The sequence below is a fragment of the Halomonas sp. AOP5-B2-8 genome (assembly GCF_052376475.1).
GTDB classification, from domain to species: Bacteria; Pseudomonadota; Gammaproteobacteria; order Pseudomonadales; family Halomonadaceae; genus Vreelandella; species Vreelandella casei.
Window position 1 is genome coordinate 507,311 of sequence record NZ_JBQSVS010000001.1, and the last position, 26,028, is coordinate 533,338.

Below are 26,028 nucleotides of genomic sequence, written 5' to 3' on the forward strand. Positions count from 1 at the left end.
GGAAGCACATCAATAGAAAATCACTCAGCTGCGCGAATTTCCTCGATCAGCTCGCCTGTGCCTGGGTTGTTAGCAATAAAGTTTTCATACATAGGTTCCATAAGCGCCTGGAAGGCAGCCTTATCTTCTACTTCATTGATTTCAACGCCATGGTCTAGAACGATTTGACGGCTCTCTTCAGAGCTTTCTACCCAAAGCTCACGCTGACGTTGTGAAGCTTCTTCGGCGAGGCCACTGATAATGGTTTGATCTTCCTCTGAAAGGTCATCCCAGCTAGCTTTAGCGACACACAAACACTCAGGAATGATCAAGTGTTCGGTTAGTGAGAAGTAATCGGTTGTTTCGTAGTGATTACTTGATTCAAAAGAGGGGAAGTTATTTTCAGCACCATCAAGCACGCCAGTGGTTAAACTCTGATAAACCTCTCCATACGACATCGGTGTAGCATTACCGCCCAGCGCCTCCATCATCTCGACATAAAGATCATTGTTCATAACGCGAATCTTTAAGCCTTGAACATCTTCGGGCGTGTTAATGGGCCGCTTGGTGTTGTAAATACTGCGTGCGCCTGAATCAAACCAAGAAAGCGCAACTAGGCCTTTTTCCTCTAAGGCATCAGCAAAGCGGTCGCCAATTTCACCATCCATTACCGTGTGCATGTGTTCAATATTGTTGAACAAAAAAGGTAATGAGAAAACATTGGTTTCTTTAACAATCGGCCCCATCGGCCCCATATTAAAATTGGCAAAGTCCAACGCCCCGTTGCGGGTCTGCTCAATGGCGTCCGACTGATCACCTAACACGGCATTATTATAGACGCGTGGATTAACGCGCCCTTCCGTTTGCTCAGCCACAGCCTCAGCAAACTCCTTGAGCGCCACGGAGTTGGGATAACCATCTGGATGAATGTTCCACCCGCGCCAGTCTTCCGCTTGCGCAGGCAGCGCAAAGGCTACTAATGCAGCTGCGCCAACGATAGGTGCTAGGGTCTTCAAAGGGCTTTTTTTCGTACGGTTATTGGTGCGCATTTCGAACATCCTTTTGTTATTGATAGCTTTTAGTCGAAGATACTTATGTCGCGTCTGTTAGTACTTATAGGGCCAAATCGATCAGGCATTGAGTGGCTGACAGCTCTGCATTGGCTGGCATTATCGGCAGTGTGCGAACACGTACAGCAGATCGGTCTAATAAAATTTATGTAATACATCATACAACTAGAAAGATAAGTTCCAAGGCATGCTGGCGCAAGATAAAAAAGTTAGATTTAAACCAAAGTATCAGTTCGAAGCACGCCAGCTGAGCATTTATAAAAAACACAAAAATACCGTAAATATCTGAAATTAGTATTTATTACCATCAATAGCGGATGCAGCGGATGGTCAACGAACCAGAGCCGGCCGCTTAGGATCAAACTCCCACCCAGGCACCAGATACTGCATGGCCATTGCGTCGTTTCGCTGAGTCACATCCAGCATTTTATATAGGCGATTCGCCTCCATTAGCTTTTCTTCATCCAGCTCGACACCCAGTCCCGGTGTGGTCGGAACGTCTAGCTTTCCATCACGGATGAGGAATGGGTGTTTCGTGATACGCTGGCCATCTTGCCAAATCCAGTGAGTATCAATCGCCGTAATATCGCCAGGGCAAGCCGCGGCAACGTGCGTCATCATTGCTAATGAAATATCAAAGTGATTGTTACTATGCGACCCCCACGTCATCCCCCATTCGTGGCACAGTTCGCCAACTTTGACAGCACCTTGCATCGTCCAGAAGTGACAATCCGCCAAAGGGATATCCACTGCATTCAATTGAACGGCGTACTGGAGCTGCTTGAAATCAGTCGCGATCATGTTGGTCGCCGTTGCTAAACCAGTACGCTTCTTAAACTCTGCCATGGTTTCGCGTCCCGAATAGCTTTCTTCCTGGCCACAGGGGTCTTCTGCATAGCTCAGCAAGTGCTTAATCGGCTCTAGAATTCGAACCGCTTCATCAAGCTTCCAAGCGCCGTTAGGGTCAAGCGTCAGTCGCGCATCAGGGAAGGCGTCGTGCAACGCGCGGATGCAATCGGCTTCGTCTTCACCGCTTAACACCCCGCCCTTTAGTTTGAAATCTTTAAAGCCATAGCGCTCATAGGCTGCTTTGGCTAAATTGACAACGGCATCTGGCGCCAGCGCTTCTTGATAGCGTATTTCGTCCCAGCGGTCTCGGGGGTTCTGCGCCTGAAGGTAAGGTAAGTCTGTCTTACCGGGGTCGCCTAACAAGAATAGATAGCCCAGCACATCGACTTGGTCACGCTGGCGCCCATACTGACCAAGCAAATCTGCCATGGGTAGCTGAAGCGCCTGGCCGTAGAGATCCAGCAGGGCCGACTCGATACCGGTAATAACATGCACCGCAACGCGCAGGTCGAAGGTTTGGCGGCCCCGCTCTTCACGTCCATTTTGAGCGAGCAACAGGCGCACTTGATTAAGCGTTTGCTTAACATTATTGATAGGTGAGCCTTCCACTAACTCACGACACTGCGCAAGCCCGCTCAGTATGCCTGCGCTGGAAGGGATTTCACCCACCCCCTTATTGCCTGCAGTATCCTCGAGGATAACCACGCAGCGGATAAAATAGGGTGCGTGTCCGCCGCTAAGATTCAGTAAAAAACCGTCGTAGCCTGCCACAGGAACCACACGCATGGTTTTAATCTTCGGAAACATATGACGTTACCTCTATTATTATTGCCCCTTACCAAAAACCTATCCTTGCAATCAGGTTACGGGGGCCGGGTTAAACAACACCAGGTCGTTATGAATACCTAGCCGATCAGCGGCGGCCTGTTTACGACCACTGGCGACATCAAGAATTAGATGAAACAGCTCCCAGCCAACCTCTTCGATACTGGCATCACCCGTGGCAATGGAGCCTGCATCCAAATCGATAATGTCATGCCAGCGCCGGCCAAGATGGGAGTTAGTAGACACTTTAAGCACGGGCACCATGGCTAACCCATAAGGCGTTCCACGGCCCGTAGTGAATACTTGTAAATTCATTCCAGCGGCTAGCTGCAGGGTTCCACAAATGAAGTCGCTAGCGGGCGTGGCCGCAAAGGTCAGCCCTTTTCGACGCAGGCGCTCACCCGGGCCGATCACGTCAACAATGGGCGAGTTACCCGATTTGATGACTGAGCCCAATGCTTTTTCAACCACATTACTGAGACCACCCTTTTTATTGCCAGGTGATGGGTTAGCGCTGCGATCTGCCTGCCCCTGAGCAAGATAGTCATCGTACCAGGCCATTTGCTCAATCAGCGCCCTGCCCACCTGCTCGTCGATAGCGCGTGGCGTCAACAGATGGATGGCATCGCGCACTTCTGTCACTTCGGAAAACATCACGCTGCCGCCGGCTCGCACAATAAGATCCGTCGCAAAGCCGACCGCAGGATTCGCGGTAACCCCAGAGAAGGCATCACTGCCACCACACTGCATGCCAACGACTAAATCTGATGCTGGGCAAGTTTCCCGCTGACGGCGATTGAGCCGCTCTAAATGCCGCTCAGCCATGGCCAAAATGCCCTCGACCATCTCTCCAAACCCTTCAAAGCTTTCATCTTGAAGGCTCAGCACATTGGCTTCAGGGTCAGCAGCCTCGGTGTTCTCATAGATTTTGACGGGTCGATCATCAAGCAACGTAGAAGGCTGCAGCTTCTCGCAACCCAGACCAATGATCATGATCTCGTTACCAAAATTCGGATTCAAAGCGATGTTTTTAAGGGTGCGAATCGGCACGATAGCAGCCGGTGCATTAATAGCCACGCCACAGCCATAGCTATGATTCAGCCCCACTACGTCGTCTACGTTGGAAAAGCGCGGCAGCAGCTCACTCTTAATACGCTGCACCACGTAGTCGACGGTGCCCGCAACACACTGCACGCTGGTGGTAATGCCCAATACGTTCTTGGTGCCAGCGCTGCCATCAGGATTGCGAAAACCCTCAAAAGTGTAGCCATATAGTGGCTCAGCGGCCGGTGCCTTACGCGTAGCCAGCGGTAGTTCGTCGAGTGCAGGCGCGACAGGCATGCGCATATTTGTTTCGTTAACATGGCCACCGCTAGAAATAGCGGTTTCCGCGTTACCGATCACTTCACCATAGCGAACAACTTGATCACCTTTCGCTAAATCCACCAGAGCCACCTTGTGGCCCTGAGGAATCGACATGGTCGTGGTGCACCCCTCTTCAATCAGAGCACCTTCGGCAAGACCGCCGTGCTCAATGACAATGGCAACATTATCATTGGGATGTACTTTAATTACGCGAGCGCTAGTCATGGTCTGTGTCATGGTGTTTTCCAAAAGTAGATTATTTATTGTCGGCGGCTTGGCTCAATTCCAGCTTTTGCCTGGCGCGAGACTTAAATCCCATGATGATCGAGAAAATGACGGAGGCAGCGATTAACCCCCACAGCACCATGGCAATCGGACTTTTGGTAAAAAAGATGGAGTAAGTGCCAAAAGATTCGAGGCTTTTAACAAAGTAGACTTCTATCTGGCTTCCTAAGATAAAGCCGATGATAAGAGGAGCCACTTCTAAACCGATTTTCTGAATCACATAGCCCAATACGCCAAAGATAAGCAGCGTCCAAACATCGAACATAATGCCGTAATTAATCGCATAAGCGCCGACCACGCACATCATGACAATGATGGGATAGAGAATATGTTTGGGTACCATCACCACCTTGGCAATGTATTTAATGGCATAGAACATTAAAAAGAACATGACGATATTGGCAAATATTAATGCCGTCATCATGATGTACCACGTTTCGGTATTTTCTGGGATAAACAGCGGCCCTACTTGAATACCCTGGAGAGTAAAAGCACCAATAAGCACCGCCGTCGTAGCGTCACCAGGAATACCTAGCGACAGCAACGGGATAAGTGCACCGCCGGTTAGCGCATTGTTAGCAGACTCAGACGCAATCAACCCTTGAGGCGCGCCTTTACCCATTTGAGAAGAGTCGCGAGCCAGGTTTTTCTCCTGGGTATAGGCCAGCACCGATGCAGCGCTGCCACCAACACCAGGCAGTATGCCAATAAAAGTACCGATAAAAGAAGAGCGCGTTAAATTCACAAAACTACCTTTGAAGATCGACAGAGAAAACGGGCTCTGCTTGCCAACCTTCATACGCTCGTTACTCACATCGCTGCGAACGCCTTTTTCAGCGTCTAGCAAAATCGCGGATATACCAAAAATACCGATCAATACCGGAAGCAGTGAGAATCCTTCAAATAAGTAAGGCTCCATAAAGTCGAACATCAACCGGGTATGACCATTACCGCCATCTGAAATACTGTAGTCGCCAATCAAACTAAGCCAGATGCCAATCACACCGCTGAAGATACCCACCAGCATGCTGCTTGAAAGAGAGGCTATAACGCTCAGGGCCAATAGAATAATGAGAAACTTCTCTACATAAGAGAACTTAATCGAAAAGTCGGCTAGCAAAGGAGCAAACAGAAACAGTACAGCGGCACTAATAAGCCCACCAACGACGGAAGCAACTACGCAGATCCGTAGCGCCTTTTCCCCCTCACCTTTACGGGCCATCGGATAGCCGTCAAACGTGGTGGTAATAGAAGATGGCGTACCCGGAATATTGAGCAGCACAGCAGGCACCATGCCACCCGAAATACCGCCCACATAGAGGCCAAGTAATAACGCTAAACCGTAGTTAAGCCCTAGTGCATAGGTCAGTGGCAAGCAAACGGCGACGGCCATCGTCGCCGTCATACCGGGAATAGCGCCGAAGATGATACCAACTAGGGTTCCAAATCCGACGAGCAGAAAAAAAGTGAGATCGAGCAGTGACAGGAATTCCATGGCGGTACTCGCTTAGGTCACGGTAAAGTGATGGTGAACAGCTTGGCGAGAACGAACCAGGCTAAACTAGGGGCGACAACAGCATTAATGACGATGATAGTCACTGACCTTTTCGTCCACTCATGCACATACAGAAGTGACATAAGAAGCACGAAAGCCATTGAAACAAATAGAAAGCCATAGCCCGTATACGGGAAAAGATCGCCTACGACGGCCATCAAGTAAAAATACGCCGCTATAAGGATAAGAGTGCCAAAAAAACGAAAGCGATCCATAGGCTCACCGACGATCGGCAGAGTCCGCTCGCCTCGTTTCACAGCCACTAAAAAAGGCGCTACCTTGGTTAACAAAATCAGGGCAAACAGGCCACCCATCATCCAGTGGATAATCCTCGGAAAGAATAAGTGGGAGGTTTCGAAATCTATCGAAACGCTTAATAAACTGGTTAGACCTGACTCCATACTAGCTCCAGACATTGATGGGCCGCATGCTTATCATTCTCGGCATACAAAAAGCTAGCGGCATACAAGCCGCTAGTTTCACCGCGTTTACTTAATGTTATTAATGATTTCTTCGTAACGAGACATTTTATCGTGCAAGTACTCAGACGCTTCTTCAGAAGGTTTAAAATCGGGGATAAAGAAAGAGTTCTGTAGGACTTCTTGAATTTCTCCTTCCGCATAGATTTCAGCAAGCGCTTCGTCAATCTGGCTTACGATGCCTGCGTCCATCTCTTTGTTGTAAAGGAAGAAGAACTCTTTATCGAAGGTAAAGCTCTCGTCTTCAGCCGCATCGCCCCCAATCGTCACATGGACGTTAGGCTCAACATACTCAAGCAACTGCTCGCGGGTGGTTTGACCTAACCCCTCTTCATTGGCTTGCTCAATCGTGCTCTGACGAGCCGTTAGCCAAATAAACCGCATAGCTTTCTGATCGTCTTCCGGCAGGCGCGTGTACTGCTCATTGGCCTGAACGCTGCCGTTGATAACATCGGCTTGGCCATCGAAAAGCTGCTGATTTTTATCGGACTGAGAGCCGGTATTAACGGCAACTAAATTATCCTCTTGCCCCGGATGCTCGATAGCAATCGCGTTTTTCAAGGCACTAAAGCCGATCTCAGAAACGCCACCAGGCTGGACCGCAACACGAACAGTCTCGCCACTGCCTACCGCCTCAATAATGTCATCGAGATTTTCATAAGGAGAATCCTTAGGTACTAGATAGGCATTACCCGGATTAATCGAGATCGTGGGGCCAATGATGTACTTCTCAAAAATGTCGTCATATCCCTGAACACCATAAAGGTGCCCAAGGTATGACTGATCATGAAAGATCATCAACGTATTGCCGCGAGAGTCCCTGTCCAGGGTACGAAAAGCGGAGCTTGCCCCAACCGCATCTACCTTCATGTTGAGGCCGAGGCGCTCAGCTAATCGGTCAACGACAATGCTGGCATTTTGATAGGTGTCGCCCCCGGTAGACGTAGAGCCAATCACCACCCGAATATTACCGCGGAGCTGGCCCTCTTGAGCCATGACAACCCCAGAATGGATGGCAAATGCTGCTAGCAATGTAGCTGAGCCAACGGTTGCAACCACCTTCTTAGATATCATCATCAGTTAGCCTCTTGCGTGCATTATTGATTTATTGTCGCTTAGTGGTTATCACTTCTTGACACAATCAATGAGTGTCTCTAGCTCTTTACATTCAGCAGAAGAAGGCATAACCAACGGTGCCCGCACGTCGCCTGCTGGGCGACCTATAAGAGCAGCGCCGGCTTTAATCAAGCTGACGGCATAGCCGGCTTTTTGATCACGTAGGTCTACAAACGGAATGAAAAAGTCGTTGGTAATTTGTTTAACAACGTCTTTATTTCCTTTACGCAGTTCCTTGTAGAAGGTAACCGCCATATCAGGAACGAAGTTGAATACCGCCGAGGAGTAAGTATTCACGCCAATAGAGAGATAGGCTTCGGCAAAGATTTCAGCCGTAGGAACACCGCCGATATAGGACAGACGATCGCCAACCGTTTTGATAATTTTGTTTAACGCCTGAATGTCACCTTTGCCATCTTTCAAACCAATCAGATTGGGGCAAAGATCGGCAAGCCGCTGAACGGAAGGAGCCGTCATAATACCGTTGCCGCGATTGTAATAAATCACGTTTAACTCAGTAGAGTCACACACTTGGCGTGCATACTCGACCAACCCATCCTGTGGGCACTCGGTAAGGTATGGAGGCATTAAGAGAATGCCATCAGCACCCGCCTCTTCTGCCGCCTTTGCAAACGCCACGCTTGCTTCAACGCTCAACCCAGCGCTAGCAATAACCGGCAGTCGGCCATCAATGACCTCAACCGCAACGCGAACAATCTGGCGATACTCGTCAAGCGACAAGCTAAAAAACTCACCCGTACCGCCGGCTACAAAAACGGCTGAAATATCATGACTGATGAACCACTCTAAACGCTCACGATAGCTCGCCTCATCAAAGCGGCCTTGGCTATCAAAATCAGTAATAGGAAATGATAGCAGGCCATCGCCAATGGCATTTGTTACTGCTTCTTTTGAAAATTTCACGTTGTACCCTCTTTTATAAATGCGTTGATCCCTGGGTGAGCTAGTACCATCGAGCCGCCCAACGCCTAATGTAATACATCATACAACCATGAAGATAAGTACCTCACGCTGGGGAAGCAAGCAGAACTCGCGAAATCTAAACCAAAGTAGTAGGCCAAAACTGGCAATGATCATTATAATTAGATATTAACGACCCAATCTGGCCTAAACAACGCTGGGTTGAATTCATCCGGATAACCACCGGGATTGGCAAGAATCCGAGTGCCGTTACGCAAAATATCGACCGGCTCATGAACGTGCCCATGAATCCATACATCCATTTTGCCCATTAAATGAGGAAGATGAGAGGCAAACGCAGGGGAAAGGTCATCGCCTAAATATTGACCGGGAATGCAGTCGTGAAGCGGTGCATGATGACTGATCACCACCTTGGGGCCATCAAACGGCTGTGCGAGCTCCCCTTCGAGCCAATGACGCGCTTCACTATGCAGCTGGCAGCTTTCTTCAGGCGTAAAAATGCGCTCTGGCGCGGTTTTGACGATGCGAAAATCAGGCATATAGCGGAGCGCTTTAGACAGGGTATCAGCCGGATTTTTTGTTGGATCACCAGCGTAAAGCGCAAAATCGGTCCATAGCGTGGTGCCGTAAAAACGCACGCCGTTCAGCGTAATGCTACGACAATCCAGTAGCTCAATCTCGAGCCGCTCGGCTTCTTCTGCCAGCCCCTCGCGCAGCAATGGCAGGCAGGTATTATAGAACTCGTGATTACCGGGCACGTAGATAATGGGTGTGTTTGGAAAGCTCCGGCGAGCCCAGGCAAGCCCCTCACACTGGCGGTGAATATCGCCCGCCAGAATGACTACGTCAGCCTCAACCTCAGGCAATTCGCGGTATCCATCAAAGTACTCCAAGTGTAAATCAGACAAAACACGCAGGCGCATTGACTCCCCCTTTTACTCGTCACTCAGAGCAGAACTTAGCGCGAAATCTGCTCAACAAACTGGCTTACCAAGTTCACCACATCGGCTTCACATTCACGGTGAGGTACATGATGGATATTTGCCAGTATTTCGCAATGTGCGGGGCCGTTAAGATGGCGCGCAATGCTTTCCGGCTGCCGACGAGAACCATACTCATCGTTTGCCCCATGAATGATCAAGCTGGGGCACTTGACGCGCTCAAGAGCGGGCACTAATGACCAGTTTTCAAACGCTGGATTCAGCCATGTTTCTGTCCAGGCATTGAGCACCCAGCGGGCTTTATCGCCGTGGTATTTGGTTAGCTTAGCAAGCTGCTCTGGTGCCTGAAATGCGGCCTGGGCTTCTACGATGCCGCTTCGCGTGCGCTGTTCATTAAAGGCCTGCGCAGAAATAGTGACTAAACCATCGCAATCATCGGCGTAAGCCCCCGCACACTGAACGGCCATACAGCCACCCACGCTGTGCCCCATCGCGATAAAACGCTCTACGCCCAAAGCATCGCGAAGCGCTGCAAACCCTTGGCTGGGTTCATCATCGATAAAACTTAACGACAGAATATCGTTACGCGCGGCAGATAGGCCAAAACCAACGCGATCATAGGCAATCACGCGACGCTGGGTGGCGACGCATAGCGCCGCGGGAAAGCTGCGCCATAGCGCAACGCAACCTAAAGAGTCGTGCAGCAAGACGATGGGGGTTTCAGGCATTTGTGTATTACTTGGCTGCCAGGTGCGCGTAAACAGGCGGCCATCGGGCACATCGACCCACTGGTCATGCTGTTCGAAAGAGGATAAGGCTGAGTTCGTCATTAGCAGCTACGTGATTTTTATTAGTTGACGATGAACATAGCACGCCAGCGCGGTGGCTCCAATGATTGCCAATGTGTGCCAGTTAGATTGTCAGGAATGCTTCTTACGCAAAAATGCTGCGATGCAGCAAAAAACAGCTATACTAGAGATGTTGTCCCACTAGGAGGGCCACAAAATGACATTTCTAACGTTACACCCTGCGCGCGATAATGAAGTTCTAGCGTTCTGGAACTTAAACGCCCAGTGGCATCGTGCCGCCGCCGAAGCACTGACAGCCTATTTAGGTTAATTCAGCTGCTTTTGCTACCCCAAGACCAAAAGATAAGCCATGCAGCCGGAATAATTTCCGGCTTTTTTAATTTTATGAAAACCTTTTCCATTCAAAGATATAATAGCCCTAACGCACCTTATGTAAGCCCAGGCTTACATAAAATAGCCGATTACCTACACCGTTTGGACTATCACAAGCCTCTGAAAGTCCTTACTATCGTGACCAATAGCGAAAATGCTGCTGCGCACAATACAGGCTCTATAACAAAATGTTGCATGCATTTCTGTCATGCACCTCTGACTAATGTCCCTTTAAATAAAGGAGTGAACGCCATGCAATATTCAAACGCCCAAGCTCAAACATTAAACGACGATGTCATGGAAGTATGGGCACAGCGCGCAAGGCAGCAGCTAGCTGCCCTTGATGCTATTAAGGATTTCCTGCGCTAAAGCAATTGCTCAAGATCTGTTTCAGCCCCCCAGCGCCTCGTATGAACGAGGCGCTTTTTTATAGCCAGTTAGTTTCTGGAGCGTCGGCACTGTCGAGCTGGGCTAGGAAGGTATCTTGTAGAATATACATTCGTTTTACATCGCGATATTTTCCGTTAATAAAGAACTCTTGAACCAGCTTTCCCTCCTCAATAAACCCGCTCTCTTCGTAAAGATGGATTGCTTTGACGTTTTCCACCGCCACAATCAGGTACACCTTATGTAGGTTTAAGATGGTGAAAGAGTAGTGCAGCGCCTGTTGAATTAATGATCGGGCAAAGCCTTTACCCTGATAATCGGGCGCAATGATAATTTGAAACTCACCGCTGCGGTGGATGTAGTCAATCTCAATCAGCTCTACCAAACCAATCGCGTCACTATTGCCATCCTCTGCCACAAATCGTCGTTCAGCATTGTCGTGAATATGCTTGTTATAAAGCTCCTCTAGCTCGTCAAATGACTCGTAAGGCTCTTCAAACCAGTACGACATAATGCTCTGGTTATTATTTAGCTCATGCACAAAACGCAGGTCGTTGCGCTCCAGTGCGCGTAAATAAAGTGCGTGGCCCATCATTTTCCATCCTTATCGATATCGCTCAATCATGCGCATCTTGAAGCGTGTGTTAAGGGTCGTCTTGCCGCGCAGCTAATTTAGCCAGACGCTGAAACGAAAACAGCGCTTCCAACGGGTGTTCTCTACCCTCTATAAGCGCGCGCAGCAACGTTGCGCCAATCATGCTATAGCTTATGCCATTACCGCCATATGCCATGGCAAAGTGTACGCGCGAGCCAAACGCCTCGTGAGGGCCAAAAAAAGGCAGGCCATCCTCCGTTTCAGCAAAAGTGCCGCCCCATGAGAAGGTGGGATTCATATCAAGCCTCGGCCATAGCGCTTCTATCTTACGCGCCAAACCAGCGGCTTTCTCCTCAACCCGAGCATCGCGACGCTTAGGAATATCTTCATCGTCGTCATCACCGCCTACTAATAAGCGGCCGTCACCGGTGCAACGCATATAAAGGTACGGGCGCGCTGACTCCCACACCATCGTGTGGCGTAATGCCCCTAACGCCTCAGGTGCAAGCGGGTCGGTGATAAAAGCGTAGCTGCTGCGATTGATCGCCACTTTCTCAGGTAGCCAGGCTTGTGACTCATACCCCGCCGCCATAATTAAGTGCTGACAGCGCAGCGTAGCCCCGTTAGTAAGCGTTAACGTCACGCCCTGCTCGTCAGGCGACATGGACGCCATTTGCGTGCGGTCGTATACCTCCCCTCCACGCTCGACAACGGCATTAAATAGCCGATAGGCCATACGGTAAGGATCAATACTGGCTGCCAGCTGGGTAAGAATAGCCCCAGGCGCTTCAAAGCCGTATTCCGCTAAAATGGCATCACTGTCCAGCCATGTGGCATCAAATCCGTGCTTTTGGCGCAGCGTCAGCTCCTCTTTGAGGGCTGCCACATCTCCTTCGTGACTGGCATAGTAGAGGCTCTTCTGGCGCTCAAAATCTACGTCGCCTAGCGCCACCGCCAGTGCTTCAATCTCGCCAATCGCTTGAGCACAGGCGCGATAAGCGAGTACTGCATCGGCTTCTCCGTAGCGTTTGGCCAAATCGGTCATGTGCGTATCTATTTCGTATTGTAGCAACGCCGTGCTCGCCGCAGAGCTACCCCACCCCACATCACGCTGCTCAATGACCACCACGTGATGGCCGTGTCGACTAAGCTCATCAGCGATTAAGGCGCCGGTAATACCGCCGCCAATCACCACAACGTCACACGCATGATGGTGGATAAGCTTGGGAAACGCTGTCAGCAGGCCATTTTTGATCGCCCAATAGGGATAGCCACTTTTTAGATCCATCGGGTTGCCTATGCTGGAGAGACTTGCAGTATGCTGTTAACCATAGATGCATCCTTCAAAACGTGCTTGAGAAAACATGCCTAAGTAACTGCCACCACAAAAAAAGGAGAGGCGCATGATTGATTTACGCAGTGATACGGTGACACGCCCAACGACCGCTATGAAAGAGGCCATGATGGCGGCTCCGGTGGGCGATGACGTGTGGGGCGATGACCCAACAGTCAACGCCTTTCAAGCAACTCTAGCCGAGCTGGCTGGGGCAGAGGCCGCCCTGCTATTTCCTAGCGGCACGCAAAGTAATCTCGTCGGGTTAATGGCGCACTGCGAACGCGGCGATGAGTATATCGTGGGGCAGTCAGCCCATACCTATCGCTATGAAGGCGGGGGTGCCGCGGTCTTAGGCAGCATTCAACCCCAGCCGATTGAGAATGCCTCCGACGGAACGCTGCCACTTGAGAAAATAAGCGCGGCCATCAAGGCTGATGATTTTCACTTTGCGCGCAGTAAACTTCTGGCCTTGGAAAACACGATGGCCGGCAAAGTGCTATCGGCAGATTACGTCATTGCAGCAACGAATTTGGCGCGTGAACGCGGGCTGGCGACACACTTAGACGGCGCACGACTGTTTAATGCTGCCGTCGCTACGAACACCTCACTGAAGCAGCTCTGCCAGCCTTTCGACAGTGTGTCTCTATGCTTTTCAAAAGGCCTTGGTGCACCGATGGGCTCAGCCTTGGTCGGCTCACAGGCGTTAATCGATAAGGCACGCCGTTTACGCAAAATGGTCGGTGGCGGCATGCGCCAAGCAGGCATTATCGCCGCCGCTTGCCAGCACGCGTTGGACCATCACGTGGCTGATCTAAGTCATGATCATCGCCGCGCCGAACGCCTAGCGGAAGGCCTCGCGAAACTGCCCGGCGTTGAAATCACTTCCCAGGCTACCAACATGGTATTCGCACGCTTCCCTGATGCCCATATCCAGCCACTTTCCGCTTGGCTCAAAGAGCATGGCGTACTTATTGAGCTGCTTTACGCCACGCGCTTCGTTGTGCACCGCGATATCAACGATGCGAATATTGATAAGGTTATTGCGGTGATGAATGCCTACTTCAGCCAGCACTGAACGGCATCTCGTGGGGCTAGCGTGTTGATAAAGCACTACAGCCGCCTCAGCTCCCACGACATCACCCCACATAAAGTATGCGTCCCGCTCAGAGAAGCTGACTAAGCACGCCATATGCTGTGGCGTAAAGCACACATAAATAACAGAAAGCTGCTAGGGGATAGCTGATTCATCCAGTGCCTCAACAAGAGATTCGGCAAAGCGAAGGGCTGAGGGGAGAGCGCCAAATACCCAGAATGGAGGAACAGTTATTAAATTGTTTTCTCGAATGCTGGGCACATACTGCCATAGGCCACGGCCGGCAAGTTGATCGGCTATATTCCCGGAAAGTTGCGGGCCTTCCACGATGACTAGTCGCGCATTAATGTCGACTAGCGCTTCTACACCGACAATCGAAAATCCTTTCTGACTTGTTGGTTCTTGCCAAGCGTTGGACAGACCCAAACGGTCAAGCACGGCTTGAACCAGGCTGTTTTCTCCATAAACTCTCACATGCTGGGCATCTAGAGCGCGAATAATCAGCAATGGTTCGTTCCATTCCCTGATTCTATTTTTTAGGTGTTCAATGTTATTTTCAACGTCGGCTATATACACCTCACCAGAATCTGGCTGCATAATAGCGGTGGCTACTTGTCTTGTGAACTCTGTAAGTTCATTCCAACGGTCTACTTCTTCTTGATAAAGGGTGAAGCGATATGTGTTAACTCTATCTGATAATTTCTCATCGAATACTACGAAAACACTGTCTGACATTATGATATCTGGATGCATTGATGTAATGAGTTCAAGGTTTGGTTGAAAAGAGACGCCAACCTCAACTATGTCTTCCGAAAGTGATCTTATACTCCCCCACTGTTGATAATTATCTATCATTGACATGCCTTCTGGCGGAGCACCAATAGCAACGAGTGTTTCGGCAGTAGTCCAACTTAGCGCTATTGTAGAAGGATGAGATGAAGCATGACTGATGACGGCAATAAAAAAAGAAAGGCACAAAGTAAAGGCGTGCAGAGCGCATTTTCTACTTATCTGTGGTTGAGAGAGATTAATCATGCTGTTTCTCAATATACGGCGAAACTTATAAGAAGTGATTTGTGTGTTATTTACTTGGCGGCAGTTTTTATCATTCTTCATTTTAACAACCTTTAAATTTCCGCCAAGTTAATAAGCTTTAGAATGCAGATATATCACCCTGCTCATGAATTATTAGAAACTGTAGTCCATGGTGAGCATGAAGTTTCTTGGCGCACCGTAATAATTATGTCTACTCCCCCCTCGAACCGTAGAGTAGTACTCTTTGTCGGTTAGATTATTACCATTCAAGGAGATGTCCAGGTTGTCATTGACTTGATAGCCGAGCAGTGCTGAAACAGTGGTGTAGCCCCCTTGTTCAGTTTGGACATCCCCACTTCCGGCATAAATACCACTGACGGCATTTACACCTGCACCAATGCGCCACCCCTGATTTGGATTGTCACTAAAGTGATAGCGTGACCACAGGTTGACGTTATGCTCCGGCGTGTCCGGTGAGAGTGTTAGGCCTTCAGAGCTAGCGTCCCTCACGAACTCTGTCTGCGTATAAGCATAACCAGCGGTGAGATCCCAGCGAGGAAATAGCTGACCGCTAACTTCCAGCTCGAAACCCTCACTTCTTGCTTTACCGATCGGAATTGAGAAACCAGGATTGATAGGGTCAGCGTAGGCGCGGTTGGTGTCTTCGATGCGGAAAACGGCGGCATGCCAGTTTACACTTCCCTCAAGGTTGGATCCTTTGATCCCCATCTCTATCTGGTTACCTTCACGTGGGTCGATAAAATTATCGTTGTGGTCTGTTGTCAGCTGCGGTTCGAAAAATCCGGTGTAGCTGGCGTAGAGATTGATTGCGGGATTCAGCCGGTATATCAGGCCCGCATAAGGAATGAATTCGGTTCCACTCCCGTCATTCTCGCTCACCGCTCCTCCTACATTGACGGAAGTCTCAACTTCCCACCAACTGATACGCCCTCCTAAGGCAAGGGTAAGAGGATCGAATAGGTTGAAGTTAGCTTGGCTATAGATCGCATATTGCTCGCTAGTTTGATCAGAACGGATTGGGTTTTGATCGAAAATAGGAGGCTCTGACGTTCTATGGCCTGAAGAGAAAATGCTTGCAGGAACAGTGGCCGGGTTACCAGATGCAAATTTACGAGTAACTTCCCTAGTCAAATAGCTCGCGCCGAGTACGGCTTCGTGAGAGGTACCTGCCAGTTCAAAGGGAGTACGTGCCTGCAATTCGAGATACTCATCCTGGCGCTCTTGATCCCACTGGATTCTGCGCATCAAGAATTCACCGGTATCGGTTGAAACAGGCGAATGGCTTTCAGTCTTTTGGAGGCTGGAATCTCGATTCAGATGATTGGCTTTAAAAGTGATTTCAGCGCCATTGTTCAACCGGTGCTCCAATTCCATAAAATACCGCTGAGCATCGCCTGCTTGTTTTTCCCAATCCGAACCTAGATAAGTAGAGCGACTGACATGAAGCAATGACCCGTCGCTGTAAATCGGTAGCCCAGAGTTAGGGCGGAACTCTTCGTCTTGTATAGTTGCCCCCAAGGACAATGTGGTGTCCGGAGTCAGGTCGAATTCCAAGGTTCCATAACCGACTCTGTTCTCCGAATAGACATTGTCGATGAAGGAGCCGCGATCATCATAAACACCGACGAACCGGCCCCGGACTCGCCCATCACTATCTAGCGCGCCCGTTACGTCGACGACCCCCCGATAAGCATCATCTGTGCCGGCAGAAAGAGTAACCGAGGTTTGGCTTTCAGCTAAAGCACGTTTGCGCACCAGGTTGATGGTGCCGCTGGGCTCACCAGCCCCATGGAGGATACCCGCAGGCCCACGTAGTACCTCAATGCGATCGAGTAGGGCTGTATCAAATAATCCTGCGCTTTCCCAGGCGCTTTCTGGACTCTGAGCAGGACTACCATCAATAAGAAAGGAGGTAATATTATAGCCTCGGGCCTTGAGTTCGTACTGATTTGGCCCGTACTCACGCACGGTCATACCAGTGACATTGCGCATGGCCTCAGCCAGTGAAGTAGTATTTTGATCATCCAGTCGCTCCCGCGTTACGATGCTAACGGACTGAGGCGTTTCCTGTACCGACTGTGAAACCAGGCCGATGCTAACGCCTTCACTTGTGTAGGAATGACTGTTTTCGGTCATACCCAAGGGTAGACGCTCTCCCGTCACCTCAATCGTTGACAACGACATGTCATTTAGCAGCTCCTCGAGCCGGTAACTGCCATCCCCCTGCCTTATGGCCCTAAGACTGGCTCCACTCAGCAGCTGCTCCAGCCCTTCCCCGACGCTGTACTGACCCTCCAGGCCAGGGCTTTGGCGCCCTTCTCCTAGTTCGCCGGCGCCGCTAATAAACACACCTGCTTCAGCGGCGAAGCGATTAAGCACCGTGCTGATCGGGCCCGCGGGGATATCGTATTGGCGTGTTTGCTGCAGGGTGGTTTGCGCCATGGCGGGTAGCGCCAGCAGAGGTATGGCTAGCAAACCGGCGGCGGAGAGATGAACCGCCAGCGCGAGGGCGCGGCGCCGCCGTGGAAATGGGCGGATTGCGGTAGTCGATGGGTTTAACGCAGTGCGTTGTTGCGGCATATCGATTCCCCTAATGGTTATATTTTTGCTGCTTATATAGGGGAATCGAATCAGCAGTAAAAAGGGGAACCAAAAAGCCGTTTTTTTATTTGTGGTTCGAACCTGCCTCTATTACATCTTCTGCCTCAATCTTGATCCACCAGGGCATGATCTGGCGCACATTCACCGGCAGCGTGGTCTCAATCATATCTAGAGTGCGATTCAGGTCACTAAGTGGGAAAGCGCCTAGCAGTGTCAAGTCAGCTATCGCAGGGTCAACATCAAGGCGACCACGGTGGTGGCGGCCAAGCTCTGCAGCGAACGTCTTAAGCGGCATACGATCTGCCAACAAAATACCGCTGGCCCACGCTTCCCGGCGGTCTTCAGCTGGCGTGAGTTCACCGATTTGCTCAACGGTATAGTGGGCCTGTTTTCCGGCATTGACCACCTGTCGCTGACCAGCGTGCTGAGCATTGCCAAGGGTATGGATAGCCACGGCACCATCAAACACTGCCAGCAGTTCGCCTGATGCTTGCTCACTCACGCTAAAACGGGTGCCCAGCGGCGTTAGACGAGCATGACGGGTATCAAGGTAAAACGGTCTTTCGACGTCATCGCCGGTCGCAATCAGCACCTCGCCAGCGACAAGCGACAAGCGACGCTGGTGATGATCGTAATCAACATTGAGTGCCGAGGCGCTGCTTAGCCAGACCTGGGTACCATCCTCCAGCACGATACGGGAAATTTCGCCGGTGCCGGTGTGATAATCAGCCCCCCATTGCAGTACCAGCCTTGGCAGCGGCGTGCTCTGCCAGAGCGCGGTGGTTAGTACGGCGACCAATGCAAGGCTAGCCAAACCGCCCAGCAAATGACGACGCCCCCGCCGCCTATGTCGCGCCAAGCTGATCACTCTATCAGCGGTTTGGCGTTCATTCTCACCTAAAGTATCGGTGAAGCGGCGACTTACGCCGTCCACCTGCTGCCAAGCCCATCGATGGGTGCCGTTGGCATCATGCCAAGCTTGCCAGCGCTGATGCTTCGCAGCCGACAAATCTCCTGCCTGCCACTCCGCAAACCACTCGGCGGCCTCCGTCAGCGCAAGGCGCTTAGCAGCTTTTTCCGAGCAGGCAGCAGGCTCCATTTAGAGACTTGCCTCAAAGCCTGACTCAATCAGCGCGCACTGCAACATGGCCTGGGCCATATATTTTTTGACCATGCGCTCAGAAACGCTCAATTCCTTGGCAATCTGACGGTAGGGCTTGCCCTGCAGTTGAGAGGCTAGAAAAGCGTTAGCGACTTTTTCGGGTAGCCGCGCCAGCATGCGATCGATTTCGCATAGCGTCTCGATAACGATTTGCTGATGTTCGGCAGAAGGCAGGTGTACTTCAGCGCGGGCAGCCAGCGCCTCTTGCCAGGCGCGTTCGATATCTTGCCGACGCCAATAATCCACACATAGCCCTTTAGCCATGCGGCTCAGATAGGCCCTCGCGCCGTCGAAACTGTCCAAATGGCGCGGCGATTGCAGCAGACGTACAAAGGCATCCTGGGCTAGGTCAGATGCGGATTCACCACAGCCCAGTCGTCGGCTTAGCAACTGTTGTAACCAAGGTTGATGGTGATGGTAGAGCTGGCCGAGTGAGTCTCGACAGCCGGTTTCATAAGTCATCGATTCGGATAAACGAGTGGCTGTCACAATCGCCGCAGCCCCCACATAAAGTATGCGCCGCCAATCAAGGAGGCGACCAAACCCGCCGGTATCTCATAGGGAAAAATCAACTGACGGCCTACCCAGTCCGCCAGCACCATCAACAGCATACCGATCAAAGCTGCCCCCAACAGGTGCTGACCCGCCCGTGAGAAGCCGACTAAGCGCGCCATATGTGGCGCCAGCAGGCCAATAAACGAAAGCGGCCCCACCACCAGCGTCGCGCAAGCAGTGAGCAGTGCCACCAGTAGCAACAGCGCCAAGCGAGCACGGTTAAGCGTTACCCCAAGGGCTTTAGCCGTCGGTGCGCCTAAAGGCAAAATATCCAGCCAGCGGGTAAACGGCAGCGTGACCAGCGCCAATACGGCCGCAATGCCGCCCACCACGACAGCATTGGTGATATCCACGTAATAGGTAGAGCCCGCCAGCCAAGCAATCACCTGCTGGCCACGCGGGTCACCGCCTGCCAGCATCACGCTACGCACTGCATCAAACAGCGCACTGACCGCCACCCCGGTGAGCAGCAAACGCTCGGGTAGATAACCGCTCTTGCGGTTGATACCCACCAACACCAGCAGCGTCGCGAAAGCGCCTAGGGTGCCCACACCAATCAGCATCATATTGGTGGGTGCAGGCAGCAGGAAAATCCCCAGAATCAGCGCAATGGCACAACCACCGCTAATACCCAAGACTTCAGGGCTGGCCATGGGGTTGGCCGAAAGACGCTGGAGAATCGTCCCGGCAATCGCCAGCATCAAGCCGCTGGCCGCTGCCGCCATCACTCGCGGCAGGCGCCACTGCATCACGTTCCAGTTATCCGGCGACAGCCAATACCAGCCGTCTACGCCCTGGCCAAACAGCAAGCCAAGAACCGTTGCCCCTAGTAACGCGAGCAGTAATCCGGTAGCTAAGCGTGACGGCGCAGGGTGACAGTGGGCGAAAACACCGGCCCCTTTCGGTGGCTGGTCGCCCTGTAGTTTCAGGCGAGGAATCAGCCACATTAACAGCGGCGCCCCTAGGGCACCGGTAATCGCTCCAGTAGGAATAAAGGCCGTCATCATGCCACCGAATTGCTGCAGCAGCAGATCAGTGGTGGCCAACAGCACTGCGCCCAATAGCGCCGACCAGATTAGCCGCGGCCCTAAGCGGCGCGCACCGGCCATGCGCACAATATTGGGCGCTGCCAAGCCAATAAAACCAATGATGCCCACCACGCTGACAATGCTGCCGGTAATAAATACTGCCAGTCCCATTCCAGCAAAGCGCAGATAGGTCAGCGAAACCCCTAAGCTCTTGGCGCTGGCGTCATCCAGCTCCAGCACTGCCAGAGGGCGCAGCAGAAACCACGCGGCAACACAGCTAATCGCCAGCCGTGGCCAGAGCACCGCCACCCCGTCCCAACCGTTTTGCGCCAGCGACCCCGCGCCCCAAATCAGCAGCCCCGAGAGCGCCTCGTGATTAAACAGCAACAACGCGGTGGAGAGTGCCCCCAGATACAGATTGACCACCAAACCCGCCAACACCACCACGATCGGCGCCAGCCCGCGCCGCCAGGAGAGCAGGAAAACCAATCCAACCGCCAGCGCACCGCCTAATAAGGCGACCCATTCGCGCCCGGCGACAAGCAGCCCCGGCGCCAGCAAGGTGGCGGTCATCAGCGCCAGGTTAGCGCCCGATGCCACCCCCAGGGTGGTGGGCGAAGCCAACGGATTGCGCAGGACCTGCTGCATGAGCACGCCTGCCACTCCCAAGCCCCCCCCGGCGAGCAGGGCGACCGAAAGGCGCGGCCACCAGGCATAGTAGAGCAGCAGCTCGTCAACGTTCTCAAAAGAGGGCGCCACTAACGCCTGCAGGCCCAGCGCAAAACCGCCTTGGCCCTCTAGCCCGACCCAAAACAGCACCACCATCGGCAGGCTAAGCAATAGGCAGGCTTTCGCAGGCGACATGCCTCCCACTCGTTGGGAAAATTGTGCAGCGCCTAGCATAGCGAGCTGCCTTTTGTGATCGCCGAGCAGTTCGCCACATAGGACGTGATAGGCAGCAGAGTCATTGTCCAAGCCTTAATCGTTCTGGAGGTTAATAGTTAAATTATTGACAATGATTCTAAATGATAATAATTAGCACTACAATTGACACCTTGATCGATGAATAAATAATGGAGCCCACTATGGCCGCCAAACCGAGCTACCAGCTTTTCGATATCAAACTCGCCCGCCGTACCCAAGTCAGCGCCTCGCTTGTAAGGTTTACCTTTACTGGCCCAGGTATTGGCCAAATGGCGACTTACGCCCCGGATCAGCGCGTCAAGCTGTTCTTTCCTGAAGACGGTGGCAGTCTCGACCAGCTGTTTGAGATCGCCAAGCTGGAAGAGCACGACTGGTACGGTGCCTACCGCGCCCTACCGGATGCCCAGCGGCCATCTGCGCGTACCTATACCATTCGCGCCCTACGCTCAGAAAAAGCCGAGGTGGACGTGGAGTTCGTACTTCACGGCGACAATGGCCCCGCCTCGCGCTGGGCAATGCGAGCCCAACCAGGCGACCGCCTGGCGATGACAGCCCCGGACGCCAATGCGGAAGGCCCAAAACTAGGTTACGAATGGAAACCGCCCCAAGGCGTGCGCCGTATCCTGATTATCGCCGATGAAACCGCCCTTCCTGCCGCGGCCGGCATCTTGGAAACTCTCGATGACCTGCCCCTTAAACCCAAGGTCGAAGCGCTGTTCGAAGTACCTCGCGGCGACGATGTTCAGCCGCTGCCTCAAGCCGCCAGGCTACGCTGGCTGGCTCGCGATACCGAGCCCGGCTGTCAACACGGTGAAATGCTGCTGAGGGCAGTGCGCGACATTGATTTGCATAAGGAAATTCAAGCGCTAGGCGGCTTTCCCACGACAGCCACTACCCACGATGCAAGCGACGATGAGGAAGGCCCTCTCTGGGAACCCGCCATCTTGGACGACAGCGCCCCCTTCTACGCCTGGATCGCCGCTGAAACCAAGGTCGCCATGAAGCTGCGCCGCTACTTGGTTAACGAGTGCGGGCTACCCAAACAGTACGTCACCAGCATGGGCTACTGGCGCATGGGCAAGGCCAATGGTTAAAGTCATGGCAAACAGCACCGCACTAAACAGTGATCACACCAGCATGCCAGCTCAAACGCCTATTGGCTGGCGAGACAGCTCCAACCACTACGGGCGCATAAGCCGTGCGTTGCACTGGCTCACCGCCGCACTGGTCACACTGCAATTTACCGTGGTGCTGGCTTGGCGGGGAATGGGCGAAAACGCTATCACGCTGTTGTTGGCGAGCATCGGGCCTCACGGCTCGTTAGGTTTTATGCTCCTGATCGTGACTCTGGCGCGCCTTGGCTGGGCATGGATAAATCGCAAGCAACGCCCGCCCCGCCCGCCGGGGCTAGGTGGCCGCATAGCGCGGCTCGTACATATCACCTTTTATGGGCTGTTGTTGTGGCTACCCGCTTTCGCCATTCTGCGCCAGTATGGCCGCGGCGGTGCGCTGCGCTTTTATGGCATGGAGCTACTGCCCGAAGCAGAACGCGAGATCACCTGGATGATCGCCCCCGCCGAGCTCCTTCACGGCCCGCTCTCGTGGCTGCTATGCGGATTAGTCATCGGCCATATCGCCATGGCGCTGGTTCACCGCTTCTGGTTCAAGGACAAGGTGTTGGAGCGCATGATGGGATCAAGAGACCGGTGAGGGCTCCGCCAGAGGCTCTTCGGCAGTCTCAGACTCAGCAGCCAACAGCTTGCCGCTCTCCAGCCTCACCAATCGATCCGCGAGGTGGAAGTAGCGGTCATCGTGGGTGATGACCAGTACCGCTTTGCCCATGCGTTTTAGCTCGGGCAACACCTCGCAATAGAACACCTCTTTGAATAGCGGATCCTGGTCTGCCGCCCACTCGTCAAACACCAAAAACGGGCGATCTTCAAGGTAGGCCACTACCAGCGCCAAGCGCTTACGCTGCCCCTGGGAGAGCGCCTGAGTAGTGAACGCACCGTTCTCAACCCGCACCTTGTGCTGCAGATGCAGCTTGGCCAGCAGTCGGTTGCCCTCTTCGTCGAGATCTTCCCGCGGCGCTTCCAACAGGCGCTCAAAGAGATGGAAGTCCGAGAACACCACCGAGAAGAGCTGCCGGTAGGCATCCCAGCCATCCGCTTCGACGCGCTCGCCGTTGAGCAACACCTCGCCACCTTCCGGCGGATAAAGCCCCACCACTACTTTGGCCAGCGTGGTCTTGCCGCTGCCGTTGCCCCCCACCAGAAACACCACTTCCCCCGGCGTAAAGCTTAGGTTAATCGGCCCCAGCTCAAAGAAGTCATCGCTCTGCTCGTGGTAGTACTGGTGGGTAACGTCGTGCAATTCAAGCCGTTGAAAATCAGGCGTCTGAGATGACGCCAGCCTCTCCTGCCCCTGGGGCATCTCGCGGGTGATGTCATCAATTCGGCTAGCGGCTACCCGCGCCATATTGATCCGCGGAATATTGATCAACAACCCTTCCAGGGGCGTCACCATAAACACAAACACCAGGGCAAAGCCGGTCATTACCTGGGTTTGATTAGGCCCATCGCCCGCCAATACAAACAGCACCAGGCCGATGAAGGCGTACATCAGGAACTGCCCCCAACTGGTCGAGATCACGAACAGCGACATGCCATAGGTGCGCAGCCGCCGCACGCCTTCAACCGACTCCCCCAGTATCTGATCCATAAAAACCCGACTCTTGCGCTGATGCAGGCGCAACTCTTTTGCCCCATCGGTCAGCGCGCGGAAATGACCAAACAAGCGATCCTGCTCTGACGAGGCACTCTGGAGGTAGTTAATAGCGCGTAAGTGCACCAAGTGGTAACCAACCGCCCCAAGCCCAATCACCCCCAGTGCAAATAAGAACACCTGCCAGGAGAGCATCGCCAAGTAGCCCAAGCACCCCACCACGATGACCGTATTGGTCAAAATAACCGGCAAGCTAACGAACAAGATCGCCACATTGTTGCTGTGCTCGGTAAGCGCCGACTGGATCCGCGCACTGCCCACACGCTCGAAATGAGCAAAAGGGGTCTCGGCCACGCACTGGGCAACAAAACGGCGTAACTCGGCCAGCGCCCGCTGCCCCAACCGCTCAAACAGCGCCGTCGACACCATCCGACAGGCCATCAGGGCCACGGCAATGACCGCAAAAGCCCAGGCCGCACTAGCGCGGCTGGCGGCATCGCTGGTCAACGCTGCATTGATTTGGGCAATCAGCAGCACGCTGAAAAGCCCCGAAAGAATACTGGCCAGGGCAGCGGCGGTCATCAGCCCGCGGGTTCGACGAAACAGATAGGAAAGCACATTCACCTCGTTGGGCAGAGATTGGAAAGCGATTGAAAACCGACACCTATCTCTAATGACGAACCGCGCACGCAAAAAGTTAACCAACATTCTTGTAAACAAGCCTCATTCTCATTCGTCCTTAGATAAAGAAGTCAGTACCGCCGCCCTCCGGTGGGGTGATTTTTACGGCTGTTTTTTCTTCGCTTTTTCGATTCGTTTTTGTGATTCGTTCTTATTGATAGGAGCTAAGCGGTGTCCAGTTCTGTCCAGGCACAAACACAGGTACATGTATCCTCTGAAAGCCACACGGCGGCGGCCCCGCTGCTCTCACGCCCAGAGGGTTACACCTATCAAGTCACCGGTAATGCCAACACACAGTCACTTCTCGTAAAGGGTGATCATGAGCACCTTGAGTGGTCATTGGTGGACGATAACCATACCTTGACGCTGCGTTGGCCGAAGCGCTCGGCACCGCCCTTACCGGTGCTGCTTGCTGCTATCGAAGGGGCTTTTAACGTTTACCCAGGTACTGTAGCCCTTCGTTTGCAGCTCCCCACGGTTTTACACCCCACTCTGTGTGCCAACGGTATCGCGGTTAAAGATCGCCATGGAGAACTCTGGGCCTACGCGGAGCTATTTTGGCAGTTGCCAACCCTTTGGCTCACCTCCCCCTCCATGCACGCCTACCCTCAGCAACCCATCCTGGAGAACGAAAAGCGACATCCACGCCGCCCACCGCGCCCCAGTGGCACGGTCTATCAGCGCCATATTGCCTGGCTGGATGCCACATTAAGCTTTCGAGTGCTTGACCTGGAACTTGATCTGGAGCGCTTCAACCGCTGGATGAACGACCCGGTCGTCGCCCATTTTTGGGAAGAGCAGGGTGATTTGGAACAGCACCGCGAGCGGCTGGAGAGCACGCTCCAGAACCCCAGCGTTGTACCTCTGATCGGCTGTATCAACGGAGAGCCCTTCGGTTATTTCGAGACCTACTGGGCCAAGGAGGATCGCATCGGCGCTTATTACGACGTTGGTGACTTTGACCGTGGCTGGCACGTGCTGATCGGCGAAGCCGCTTTTCGCGGGCGGCCCTATGTCGCCGCTTGGCTGCCCTCTATCTCTCACTACCTGTTCCTGGACGACTGCCGCACCCAACGCCTGGTGATCGAGCCCCGCGTGGATAACGCCAAGATGCTGCGCAACCTTGCCCAGTGCGGTTATGCCCATGTGAAGGCGTTCGATTTCCCCCATAAGCGGGCCATGCTCGGCATGCAGCTACGCGAACACTTTTTTAACGAGCGCAGTTGGATACCGCTGGCTCCGCACCTTGGGTCAGCGCCACGACCCGACCCACGCTTCACCCCATAAACACGTCAGCCA

At 52.8% G+C, this 26,028-nt stretch carries 21 protein-coding genes; 4 read left to right on the forward strand and 17 right to left on the reverse strand.

The genetic code is table 11. The annotated features are described in order from the left end of the window. Positions 1 to 20: 20 nt before the first annotated feature. The 11 genes from ACT3RP_RS02310 to ACT3RP_RS02360 all read right to left on the reverse strand — a co-directional run bounded on the left by ACT3RP_RS02310 (position 21) and on the right by ACT3RP_RS02360 (position 12,857). Positions 21 to 1,028 (reverse strand): TRAP transporter substrate-binding protein, encoded by a 1,008-nt coding sequence (locus ACT3RP_RS02310; protein WP_444624556.1) that lies wholly within the window; start codon positions 1,026 to 1,028, stop codon positions 21 to 23. A gap of 351 nt (positions 1,029 to 1,379) precedes the next feature. Continuing rightward, entirely contained in the window at positions 1,380 to 2,705 is a 1,326-nt protein-coding gene (locus tag ACT3RP_RS02315) for an enolase C-terminal domain-like protein (RefSeq protein ID WP_483393151.1), read from the reverse strand. 51 nt (positions 2,706 to 2,756) lie between these two features. Further along, positions 2,757 to 4,325 (reverse strand): galactarate dehydratase, encoded by a 1,569-nt coding sequence (gene garD, locus ACT3RP_RS02320; RefSeq protein ID WP_444624554.1) that lies wholly within the window; start codon positions 4,323 to 4,325, stop codon positions 2,757 to 2,759. A 19-nt stretch (positions 4,326 to 4,344) separates the two neighbouring features. Then, positions 4,345 to 5,868 (reverse strand): tripartite tricarboxylate transporter permease, encoded by a 1,524-nt coding sequence (locus ACT3RP_RS02325; RefSeq protein ID WP_444624553.1) that lies wholly within the window; start codon positions 5,866 to 5,868, stop codon positions 4,345 to 4,347. Between the two features lie 17 nt (positions 5,869 to 5,885). Continuing rightward, positions 5,886 to 6,329, reverse strand: a complete 444-nt coding sequence (locus tag ACT3RP_RS02330; protein ID WP_444624552.1) for a tripartite tricarboxylate transporter TctB family protein — start codon at positions 6,327 to 6,329, stop codon at positions 5,886 to 5,888. 87 nt (positions 6,330 to 6,416) lie between these two features. Beyond that, entirely contained in the window at positions 6,417 to 7,484 is a 1,068-nt protein-coding gene (locus tag ACT3RP_RS02335) for a type 2 periplasmic-binding domain-containing protein (RefSeq protein WP_483393152.1), read from the reverse strand. A gap of 48 nt (positions 7,485 to 7,532) precedes the next feature. Beyond that, entirely contained in the window at positions 7,533 to 8,447 is a 915-nt protein-coding gene (gene kdgD, locus ACT3RP_RS02340; RefSeq protein WP_483393153.1) for a 5-dehydro-4-deoxyglucarate dehydratase, read from the reverse strand. A 179-nt stretch (positions 8,448 to 8,626) separates the two neighbouring features. Next, positions 8,627 to 9,388 (reverse strand): metallophosphoesterase, encoded by a 762-nt coding sequence (locus ACT3RP_RS02345; protein WP_483393154.1) that lies wholly within the window; start codon positions 9,386 to 9,388, stop codon positions 8,627 to 8,629. Between the two features lie 35 nt (positions 9,389 to 9,423). Then, a complete protein-coding gene (locus ACT3RP_RS02350) occupies positions 9,424 to 10,236 on the reverse strand; it encodes an alpha/beta fold hydrolase (protein WP_444672562.1) in 813 nt (270 codons plus the stop codon). Positions 10,237 to 11,014: 778 nt separating this feature from the next. Continuing rightward, complete coding sequence (speG, locus tag ACT3RP_RS02355) at positions 11,015 to 11,566, reverse strand: spermidine N1-acetyltransferase (protein ID WP_096282418.1); 552 nt, start codon at positions 11,564 to 11,566, stop codon at positions 11,015 to 11,017. Positions 11,567 to 11,618: 52 nt separating this feature from the next. Further along, positions 11,619 to 12,857, reverse strand: coding sequence for an NAD(P)/FAD-dependent oxidoreductase (locus tag ACT3RP_RS02360; protein ID WP_441686589.1), 1,239 nt, complete (start codon positions 12,855 to 12,857; stop codon positions 11,619 to 11,621). 115 nt (positions 12,858 to 12,972) lie between these two features. On the opposite strand from ACT3RP_RS02360, the gene ltaE reads away from it, so the two are divergent. After that, positions 12,973 to 13,980, forward strand: coding sequence for a low-specificity L-threonine aldolase (gene ltaE, locus ACT3RP_RS02365; protein WP_483393155.1), 1,008 nt, complete (start codon positions 12,973 to 12,975; stop codon positions 13,978 to 13,980). A 153-nt stretch (positions 13,981 to 14,133) separates the two neighbouring features. Here ltaE and ACT3RP_RS02370 read toward each other — a convergent pair whose 3' ends face one another. The 5 genes from ACT3RP_RS02370 to fhuB form a co-directional block, all read right to left on the reverse strand. Then, complete coding sequence (locus ACT3RP_RS02370) at positions 14,134 to 15,114, reverse strand: ABC transporter substrate-binding protein (protein WP_441686591.1); 981 nt, start codon at positions 15,112 to 15,114, stop codon at positions 14,134 to 14,136. 72 nt (positions 15,115 to 15,186) lie between these two features. Then, positions 15,187 to 17,634, reverse strand: a complete 2,448-nt coding sequence (locus tag ACT3RP_RS02375) for a TonB-dependent siderophore receptor (RefSeq protein WP_483393156.1) — start codon at positions 17,632 to 17,634, stop codon at positions 15,187 to 15,189. An 85-nt stretch (positions 17,635 to 17,719) separates the two neighbouring features. Beyond that, a complete protein-coding gene (locus tag ACT3RP_RS02380; protein ID WP_193063502.1) occupies positions 17,720 to 18,754 on the reverse strand; it encodes a FecR domain-containing protein in 1,035 nt (344 codons plus the stop codon). Continuing rightward, a complete protein-coding gene (locus ACT3RP_RS02385) occupies positions 18,755 to 19,306 on the reverse strand; it encodes a sigma-70 family RNA polymerase sigma factor (protein ID WP_319022233.1) in 552 nt (183 codons plus the stop codon). Beyond that, positions 19,303 to 21,303 carry a Fe(3+)-hydroxamate ABC transporter permease FhuB gene (gene fhuB / locus ACT3RP_RS02390; RefSeq protein ID WP_483393157.1) on the reverse strand — a complete coding sequence of 667 codons (2,001 nt, stop codon included), beginning with the start codon at positions 21,301 to 21,303 and terminating at the stop codon, positions 19,303 to 19,305. Before fhuB ends, ACT3RP_RS02385 begins: the two co-directional genes overlap by 4 nt. A gap of 182 nt (positions 21,304 to 21,485) precedes the next feature. Between fhuB and ACT3RP_RS02395 the strand changes: the two genes are divergently transcribed. Next, positions 21,486 to 22,418, forward strand: a complete 933-nt coding sequence (locus ACT3RP_RS02395; RefSeq protein WP_444624545.1) for a siderophore-interacting protein — start codon at positions 21,486 to 21,488, stop codon at positions 22,416 to 22,418. A 4-nt stretch (positions 22,419 to 22,422) separates the two neighbouring features. Continuing rightward, positions 22,423 to 23,034, forward strand: a complete 612-nt coding sequence (locus tag ACT3RP_RS02400) for a cytochrome b (RefSeq protein ID WP_226938637.1) — start codon at positions 22,423 to 22,425, stop codon at positions 23,032 to 23,034. On the opposite strand, the gene ACT3RP_RS02405 is transcribed toward ACT3RP_RS02400, so the two are convergent. Beyond that, positions 23,020 to 24,666 carry a cyclic peptide export ABC transporter gene (locus ACT3RP_RS02405; protein WP_441686530.1) on the reverse strand — a complete coding sequence of 549 codons (1,647 nt, stop codon included), beginning with the start codon at positions 24,664 to 24,666 and terminating at the stop codon, positions 23,020 to 23,022. The two genes, ACT3RP_RS02400 and ACT3RP_RS02405, sit on opposite strands and share 15 nt — an antisense overlap. Before the next feature lie 234 nt (positions 24,667 to 24,900). Here ACT3RP_RS02405 and ACT3RP_RS02410 point away from each other — a divergent pair, with 234 nt between their 5' ends. Further along, positions 24,901 to 26,016 carry a GNAT family N-acetyltransferase gene (locus tag ACT3RP_RS02410; RefSeq protein WP_319022231.1) on the forward strand — a complete coding sequence of 372 codons (1,116 nt, stop codon included), beginning with the start codon at positions 24,901 to 24,903 and terminating at the stop codon, positions 26,014 to 26,016. Positions 26,017 to 26,028: the final 12 nt, after the last annotated feature.

What these genes read in the sequence shown, in the direction of transcription:
- ACT3RP_RS02310 (WP_444624556.1), bottom strand. Translation starts at nt 1,028, where the DNA reads ATGCGCACCAATAACCGTACGAAAAAAAGCCCTTTGAAGACCCTAGCA.
- ACT3RP_RS02315 (WP_483393151.1), bottom strand. Translation starts at nt 2,705, where the DNA reads ATGTTTCCGAAGATTAAAACCATGCGTGTGGTTCCTGTGGCAGGCTAC.
- garD (WP_444624554.1), bottom strand. Translation starts at nt 4,325, where the DNA reads ATGACACAGACCATGACTAGCGCTCGCGTAATTAAAGTACATCCCAAT.
- ACT3RP_RS02325 (WP_444624553.1), bottom strand. Translation starts at nt 5,868, where the DNA reads ATGGAATTCCTGTCACTGCTCGATCTCACTTTTTTTCTGCTCGTCGGA.
- ACT3RP_RS02330 (WP_444624552.1), bottom strand. Translation starts at nt 6,329, where the DNA reads ATGGAGTCAGGTCTAACCAGTTTATTAAGCGTTTCGATAGATTTCGAA.
- ACT3RP_RS02335 (WP_483393152.1), bottom strand. Translation starts at nt 7,484, where the DNA reads ATGATGATATCTAAGAAGGTGGTTGCAACCGTTGGCTCAGCTACATTG.
- ACT3RP_RS02345 (WP_483393154.1), bottom strand. Translation starts at nt 9,388, where the DNA reads ATGCGCCTGCGTGTTTTGTCTGATTTACACTTGGAGTACTTTGATGGA.
- ACT3RP_RS02350 (WP_444672562.1), bottom strand. Translation starts at nt 10,236, where the DNA reads ATGACGAACTCAGCCTTATCCTCTTTCGAACAGCATGACCAGTGGGTC.
- speG (WP_096282418.1), bottom strand. Translation starts at nt 11,566, where the DNA reads ATGGGCCACGCACTTTATTTACGCGCACTGGAGCGCAACGACCTGCGT.
- ACT3RP_RS02360 (WP_441686589.1), bottom strand. Translation starts at nt 12,857, where the DNA reads ATGGATCTAAAAAGTGGCTATCCCTATTGGGCGATCAAAAATGGCCTG.
- ltaE (WP_483393155.1), top strand. Translation starts at nt 12,973, where the DNA reads ATGATTGATTTACGCAGTGATACGGTGACACGCCCAACGACCGCTATG.
- ACT3RP_RS02370 (WP_441686591.1), bottom strand. Translation starts at nt 15,114, where the DNA reads ATGAAGAATGATAAAAACTGCCGCCAAGTAAATAACACACAAATCACT.
- ACT3RP_RS02375 (WP_483393156.1), bottom strand. Translation starts at nt 17,634, where the DNA reads ATGCCGCAACAACGCACTGCGTTAAACCCATCGACTACCGCAATCCGC.
- ACT3RP_RS02380 (WP_193063502.1), bottom strand. Translation starts at nt 18,754, where the DNA reads ATGGAGCCTGCTGCCTGCTCGGAAAAAGCTGCTAAGCGCCTTGCGCTG.
- fhuB (WP_483393157.1), bottom strand. Translation starts at nt 21,303, where the DNA reads ATGCTAGGCGCTGCACAATTTTCCCAACGAGTGGGAGGCATGTCGCCT.
- ACT3RP_RS02395 (WP_444624545.1), top strand. Translation starts at nt 21,486, where the DNA reads ATGGCCGCCAAACCGAGCTACCAGCTTTTCGATATCAAACTCGCCCGC.
- ACT3RP_RS02400 (WP_226938637.1), top strand. Translation starts at nt 22,423, where the DNA reads ATGGCAAACAGCACCGCACTAAACAGTGATCACACCAGCATGCCAGCT.